The 8,510-nt window shown below is 57.3% G+C and carries 2 protein-coding genes; both read right to left on the bottom strand.

Annotated features, from left to right (window positions below; translation table 11 throughout):
* The coding region (locus tag DFR30_RS07165) for a LamG-like jellyroll fold domain-containing protein (protein ID WP_132972004.1) at nucleotides 1–5,458 on the bottom strand (5,458 nt) is incomplete at its 3' end.
* Nucleotides 5,459–5,530: 72 nt separating this feature from the next.
* Nucleotides 5,531–8,510 (bottom strand): LamG-like jellyroll fold domain-containing protein (locus tag DFR30_RS14295; protein WP_165869127.1); only part of this gene is annotated, 2,980 nt, incomplete at its 5' end.

The following is an 8,510-nucleotide window of genomic DNA, read 5'->3' as shown; positions in this document are numbered from 1 at the left end:
CTGCTATCGCACTGTTATTGGTGGTATTCGTGTCGGCCTGATCCGAGGCTGTAATGCTCGCCGTGTTACTGATCGTACTGCCGCCCGTCCCCGCATCCACCGTCGCGGTGATATTCAACGTCGCACTGGCCGTATTCAACAGACCGCCTACCGACCAGACACCACCACTATATGCGCCGGCACCGTCATCGCTCACATAACTCAGGCCCGCCGGCAACGCATTCCCGATACTGACGCCCGTCGCATCACCCGGCCCACCGTTGTTCACTGTCAGCGTATAGATAACCGTGTCACCTTCGGCCGGGGCAGGCGTGTCAACACTCATCGACACCGCCAGATCCGCTTCGACGACCGGTATCGCAACCGTGATATCTGCCGTCGCACTGTTATTGGTGGTATTCGTGTCGGCCTGATCCGAGGCTGTAATGCTCGCCGTGTTACTGATCGTACTGCCGCCCGTCCCCGCATCCACCGTCGCGGTGATATTCAACGTCGCACTGGCCGTATTCAACAGACCGCCTACCGACCAGACACCACCACTATACGCGCCGGCACCGTCATCGCTCACATAACTCAGGCCCGCCGGCAACGCATTCCCGATACTGACGCCTGTCGCATCACCCGGCCCACCGTTGTTCACTGTCAGCGTATAGATAACCGTATCACCTTCATCCGGGGCAGGCGTGTCAACACTCATCGACACCGCCAGATCCGCCTCGACGACCGGAACTCCATTGACTGTAATGGCAAAGTCATGGGTTGTGGTACCGGCCGGGTTTTGTAACTGTACCGATACACTAAATGTGCCCGTTACCCCGGGAACCCAGGTGATCTGTCCCGTATCCGGATGAATCGTCATACCGGCCGGTGCAGTCAGGAGCGAGAAAGCTGGCGCCGGGTAACCGCGTGTTTCCAGAAGATAAAGGTACGAGCTACCGACTTCGGTCGTCGTAATAGCCTGTGATGTCGCTTGTGGTACAGTCTGGATACAGGCGGGCAGGAAGGATTCCAGTGCATCAGACCACACAGGCACCATCCTGGAAAAACCACTGGCTGTGGGATGCAAATCGTCCCCTGCAGCAAAGTCGGTAGTCGAGGCGCTGTAGTCGAGTACCGGTTCCTGGTCCACCACCAGGATCCTGTCACCAGCGGCAATACGTGCCTGTGCCATGGCATCCAGATTCTGATTAAACACACTGAGCTGTGGATCGAAGCTGCCGCGGGCCTTGTTGATGATTCGCGCCAACACCACAGGTATGTTCGGGTTGAATCCTTTTATGGCATCCAGAATTTCCCCTACTTGCGTAGTATCAGGGTAGGGAAAGCCTGGATCGACGTTTGTACCAATGTGGAGCATTACGGCATCCGGTGGATTCAGTCCCAGCCACATCGCCATGTTGCTGGCAACATCTGTCGGTGTGAACCCGCTATGCCCTTCATTGTCCGGATCGTGGCTGCAATCGGGCGCACAACTGTCCGTCACACCGCCGACCATATCCACATCTATTCCAGCTGCCACCAGATCGAAATACAGTTCCGGCCTATACCCCTGGCGCCGGGTGATCGAGTCCCCAAGCGGCATGATTTGTACCGGCGCCTGGCATCCCCAGTAACCACGCTGCAGCCCAACTGCACCATCCGCGTAGTGACGGCTTATCTCGCTGGCCGGCAGGACACGACTGTACAGTGCAACCTCGTCGATGGTGCCGGTAAAGTGATAATCCGATGCAGTCAGGTCAAGCCACCCGATGTTGAGGCCTGACACACCTACGAAATCTCCAGGATAGTTGAGCGATATCGAGGCTTCCTCGACACCGTCCACGTATAGATAGTTCTTCCCGCTTACCGCATCCCGCACTGCAACCAGATGGTGCCATTCGCCATCCGCAATGTTTGTCGTTCCGACAAGATTCGACCCCCCACCTGCCCCGGTCGTGTCGATCAGCGTAAAGCTGGCATTGCTCCCTTCACAACCCAGCGACCATTCCAGCATACTCGACGAATCACGGCGCCCAACGACTGTTTCTCCGGTTACCCGGCAGGCCGTGGTGCGTCTGATCCAGGCCTCGATGCTGAAACGTCCGTTAGCGGGCCAGTCAAACTGATTGTCATCTGCGGCATTGATCTCGTGTGTTGTACCATTAAAATCCTGTGCCCCACTGATGCGTCCAGCAACCGGCGTCGGGCAGGAAGTACATATGGCAGGGTCATCAACATCCGCGACGTTGGCATAACTGGTTCCGCTGGTTTCATCCAGCTTCCAGTAGTGGATCAAGCCTGTCGGTTGAAGCTGCGCCTGAATCAGGAATACCGCTGAAGACACCGCGCTGTCGGTGTACCCGGTCAGGAAGGCGCGTGCCTTGACGGTCGTGTCGACCGCCACATCAAACGGCGCAGAGTACAGCATTGAGCTTGTGGTGGGCTCGCTTCCATCGAGCGTGTAATATATTGTTGCCCCCGAGGTACCCGTGGACAAGCTCACACTCGTGGGGATTGAGAACACACCGCCGTTCGGGCTGATTGCCGGCGACTGCACCACTGCTTCTATAACGGGACTCTCGGTCGGTCCCAGTCCAGCATTTATTGTCGATGGGTCATAGAGCGGATCCGTCGTCAATACTATCTTGTCAATTACCGTGCCCGATTCACGCATCCAGATGTTTACAGTGTGCTCACCCGGCGTGCTGACGTTAACCGTCGACCGAGCCCCGCCGGATGCTGTACTCACCCACAGATAACCGCTCGTCTGATTATCCGGCAACCGCATGTCAGCGCTTGTACCCAGCTCCTGGCCGTCGAAGCCCGCATGGAACGAGTTTGAACTCGTAGCAGGCCCCCACGCACGTACCCATACATAGTGAATCCCTGCTGTCACGAAATTCACCTTGTAACCCAGCTCTGGACTCAACGTGGAATATCCGGGATCCAGGTTACTTACCCCGTCCTCCGGTAACGCCCGTAATGCGTCTGTGCCGGTAAAACCCGGGAAACTCCCGCCCGCCGATAACCATGCATGTCCATCAGGCGCAACCACATTCACCTGCGCACTCTCCGCCTCCATGGAGACCACCTCTGCAGCCCCGCTATCCTGCTGGAAGGCAACGCCACCACCCGGGTTGGCCACTGTTACGCTCACACTGGCCGTATCATTGCCAGCAATCGGATCCGGCTCGTTCAGGGTACTTACACTCGCCGTACTGGTCAGCGTACTGCCATCGGTGCCTGTGTTCACCGTTGCCGTGATATTCAGCGTGGCCAGGTTGCCGTTGAGCAGACTCCCCACGGTCCACAGCCCTGTGCCGCTGTCGTATGCCCCGCCACTGTCATCACTGACATACGTCGTGCCAGCCGGCAGTTGGTCGCTCAGCACAACACCTGTCGCAGCTTCCGGCCCATTATTTGTCACGGTTACCGTAAAGGTAACCGTGTCCCCTTCCGATTTCATCGCGTTATCAACGGACTTGGAGACAGCGATATCTGCAATATTATTTACAGACTCGACAATGGAACGTAAAAACGGTTCGACAATCGTATAATCACTGTTCCAGCCCGGACGCCAGCCTGATCCTGCACGGGCAGCGACGATATCAAGACTCGGAATGACCACAATCAAACTGTCGCCGAGCCCCCATGACCAGTAGGTATCTTCGGGAACACCGGCTATGGTGCTATCGCCGTTATTCCACCAGAACATTCCATAGTGATCGGAGGCATTAAAGTGATTTGAAGAATCATTAACCGGCAATCCTGTAATTTCCGGGACGGGTTGCCTTGCCTGGTCAATAAAGCTTTCGGGAAGTATGCGCTGACCGTCCCACATGCCACGGCGAAGATACAGATAACCCATACGCGCCATGGCATCCACATCTATGCTTATACCCGAGGCAAACTCCCGGCTCGTGATTCCGTTGATAGTCGTCGGGCGAAAATTATTATTACGCCATGTCAGATCGGAGGCCGTGATCCCCAGCAGTGAAAAGACACGGTTAAACATCAACGTTTGAAGATCCTGCCCGTACAATACGGTTAACAGGTCGGCAAGCCAGTTGGCACCGGCGTCCGAGTAAGACCAGGTCGTACCCGGCTGGAAAAGCAGATCGACGTATCCACCGGGTTTATCAAACCCGGCCGTGTTGGTCAGCAAATGGCGTATTGTGATTTCATCGAGCCAGCCGGTTGCCACATTAGTCGTCGGAGGATTCCCGATATCAGCCAGGTACAGTTGAGCAATATCGCCCACATTCAGCAGATTGTCCTGTAAAGCCAGACCCAGGGCCGTGGCGCCGAAAGACTTGGTCGATGACTTGATATCGAAGAGCAGCGTGTCATCACCCCAGGACATCACAAGTTTCCCGGCCCGGGTAATATAACCGGCCCCGCCGCCTGTCAATGCATAGTCACGTGCCTGTTCAAGTTTTACCTGGTCCATGCTCAGGGCAAGCGGAGTGGCTGCTACCCAGCCAGCAGTCGGCCATTCAAAACCGAATAACACGGCACTGGCACTGTCATTGCCCACGACCGGGTCCGGTTCGTTCAACGCGCTCACACTCGCTGTGTTGGTCAATGCGCTGCCAGAAGCGCCTGTATCCACCGTCGCAGTGATATTCAGTATTGCCAGGTTGCTATTGGGTAAACTGCCTACGCTCCACAGGCCCGTGCTGCTGTCATACGTACCGCCACTGTCATCACTGACATAGGTCAGCCCGACCGGCAACAGGTCAACTAACACCACACCCGTCGCATTATTAGGCCCGTTGTTGACCACGGTCACCGTGAAAACAACAGTCCCGCCTTCGGCCGGGTTGGCGTTATCCACTCCCATCGATACCGCAAGATCTACATCGCTTGGGCTACTCTGTGCGCTTTCATCGGGTCCCAAACCCCCGTTAATCGTCGACGGGTCAAAGGCCGCATCCGTCGACAACACCACCTTGTCCAGCACAAAACCCGACTCGTGCATCCACACGTTGACCGTGTGCTCGCCCACTGTCGCAATGTCCAGCGTCGTCCGCGCCCCGTTCGCCTTCGTGCTGATCCAGATGTAACTTCCTAGCCCCGAACCCCGAAGGTTCTTCCCCGAGCCAATCTCCTGGCCATCCAGCCCGGCATGTAACGAGTCCGATCCCGTCGAGGGCGCCAGCCCCCGTATCCACAGATAGTGGGTGCCGGTCGCCACAAAATTCACCTGAAAATCCAGCTCTGGACTCAGCGTCGAATAACCCGTTCCGTTACTGACCCCGTCCTCCGGCAGCGCCTGCAACGCATCCATCCCCGAAAAACCTGGAAAACTCCCGCCCGCCGATAACCACGCGTGACCATCCGATGCCGACACGTTCGCCTGGTAACTCTCCGCCTCCATTGACACCACACCTCCGGCCCCACTGTCCTGCTGAAAAACAGCAAAGGCAGCGCCCGGAGTGAGCACAACAAGCAAAATAAAGGGGAAAAACACTGTCATGACAAGCCGCAACCGACGATACGGCAGGCTAATATCTGGAGTCCCGCAAGTACGGCTCACAAGTTCAGGCCGTTAATTAACGTTGACAGTAAAGTCGTGGGTAATCGTACCCTGCAGATTCTGAACTTGTACCGAGACATTCTCCGCTCCCACCGCTCCAGGTGCCCAGCTGATCACGCCCGTATCCGGATGGACCGTCATACCGGCAGGTGCTGTCAACAGCGAGAACGTCGGCGCAGGAAAGCCCTGTACCGCCACGGTGTAGGTATAGGGAACACCGACTGTTGCCGTCGTGACCGGTGACGATGTTACCTGTGGCGTTACCGCAATACAGGCCGGCAGGAATGACGCCAGCCCGCCTGACCACACCGGTACCATTTTTGTAAAACCTGCCGCGTTCGGATGGATCCCGTCGGGATCCATATCGTCGACATAATTCAACGCATTCTCATGATCGACAACAACAATTCTGTCACCGCCGCTGATCCGCGTCTGTGCCATCGCCACCACATTGTCATTGAACTGTGTGACCAGGGGCTGGTTCGGAACCTTGTTTATGATGCGTGACAGCACCACCGATGTATTGCTATCGAAGGTATCTACAATGTTCAGCAGATCCTCGACGCCCGTCGGTGAAGGATAAGGAAACGACGGATCTTCATTGGTACCGATGTGCAGCAGAATGACTTCGGGTGGATTCAGCGCCAGCCAGCCGCTCAGCGACGCGGCAATATCCGACGTCGTGAACCCGGAGTGTCCTTCATGGTCGCGGTCATGGGTTCCCGAGGTATCCACCTTGCTCCCGACGAAGTCAATGTCATATCCCGCGCCCAGCAGGTCGAAGTAGAGCTGCGGCCGATAGCCCTGGCGCCGGGTAATTGAATCACCAAGTGGCATGATCGTAATCGGTGATCCGCAGCCCCAGTAACCGCGCCGCAGGCCGATCGTGCCATCCTGGTAATGGCGACTGATCTGCGCGGGTGGCAATACCCGGTCATAAAGCGCAACCTCGTCGATGGTGCCTGCGAAATGGTAGTCAAACGCCGGATCATTCAACCAGCCGATGTTCAGATCCGTCGTTCCGGCAAATCCGGCAGGATAGTTCACCACTGCCGATGCTTCTTCGGTACTGTCGACATACAGGCGTATCTCGCCGCTGATCGCATCACGCACCGCAGCCAGGTGATGCCACTGCCCGTCAGTGATATCCGTGGTCCCGACAAGATTCACACCAACACCGGCACCGCCGCTATCGACCAGTCTGAAAGCCGCCATACCATTGTCACAGCCCAGCCACCAGTGCAATTGGCTAGACGCATCATGCCGTCCAACAATCACCTCTGTACCCACACAAGCCAGGCTCTTGTTGACCCATGCCTCTACTGAAAAGCGATCCGTAGTGGCCCAGTCGAACGATCCATCATCGGCAACGTTGATCTCGTTGGCTATCCCGTCAAATTGTTGTGCACCGGCAACCTGGCCCGTCGCCGGCGCGGGGCATGCCGTGCAGCTTGCTGCCGCACCCCCCGTGATATCTGCAAAGCTCGTACTGCCGGTCTCATCCAGTGGCCAGTAGCGCCTCAGACCGGTCGGCATCGGTTCATTCATAAATACAGCACTTGCCACGGCACTGGGGTTGGATCCGCTGAGGAAAGCACGTACCTTCAACGTCGCACTGGTCGACAGCGAAAACGGGCCCAGGTATTCTGATGAACTCGTAGTCGGATCACTACCATCCAGCGTGTAATATATTGTTGCACCCGACGTACTCGTCGATAGCGTGATCAGCATGGAACCCGAGAACGACCCGCCATTCGGATTGATGACCGGCGTATCCACCGTAACCTGACCGCTCTGCCCGCTCTCATCGGGACCCAGACCTCCATTGATCGTCGATGGGTCAAAGGCTGCATCCGTCGTCAACACTATCTTGTCCACTACAAAACCTGATTCAGCCATCCACACGTTGACCGTGTGCTCGCCCACTGTCGCAATATCCAGCGTCGTCCGTGCTCCGTTTGCCTTGGTGTTGACCCAGATGTAACTCCCCAGCCCCGAACCGCGCAGGTTCTTCGCCGAGCCGGTCTCCAGACCATCCAGCCCTGCGTGAAACGAGTCCGACCCTGTCGATGGCGCCAGCCCCCTGACCCACAGGTAGTGCGTACCAGTCGCCACGAAATTCACCTGAAAATCCAGCTGCGGACTCAGCGTCGAATAACCCGTTCCGTTGCGAACTCCGTCCTCCGGCAACGCCTGCAACGCATCTGTGCCCGCAAAACCCGGGAAACTCCCACCCGCCGACACCCACGCGTGGCCGTCCGGTGCCACCAGGTTCGCGGCATTATTCTCCGCCTCCATCGACACGACACCACCGGCACCACTGTCCTGCTGGAAAGCACCGCTACCGCCGGATGCTGCCTGCACGGTAATGCTGATGGTCCTGGTATCCGTCAATAGCGGCTCCACGGCATCGGTTGCTGTAAACGTTACCGAATAAGGACTGCCTGCGGCATCACCTGCTGCCGGCGTCCAGGTGAACGTACCCGTTTCGTCCAGATTGTCCTGGAAAGTAGCCGTCGCCGGCAGGTTAGTTGCGGACAGTAAGGGAATCGTTGCGTCCGGGTCACTCGCCGAGATGTTGAACGTCAGCAACTGTCCTTCCGTCACAACCTGGTTCGGGATCGGATCCAGTGCCGGTGGCAGATTAGTGCCTGACACTACTGTCAGGCTCACACTGGCACTGTCATTGCCCGCGACCGGATCCGGTTCGTTCAACGCGCTTACACTCGCCGTGTTGGTCAGCGTGCTGCCAGCGGTGCCAGTATTCACCGTCGCTGTGATGTTCAGCGTGGCCAGGTTGCCGTTGGGCAAACTGCCTACGCTCCACGCACCCGTGCCGCTGTCGTAGGCACCGCCACTGTCATCACTGACGTAGGTCAACCCGGCGGGCAACACGTCGCTTAACACCACACCCGTGGCATCCAGCGGACCGTTGTTCGTTGCCGTCACGGTATAGATGATCGTCCCGCCCTCGGACGGGTTGGCGTTATCC

This window comes from Thiogranum longum (assembly GCF_004339085.1).
Classification (GTDB): domain Bacteria; phylum Pseudomonadota; class Gammaproteobacteria; order DSM-19610; family DSM-19610; genus Thiogranum; species Thiogranum longum.
The sequence above is the reverse complement of the archived record's forward strand: the minus strand, read 5'-3'. Positions and strand labels throughout refer to the sequence as shown.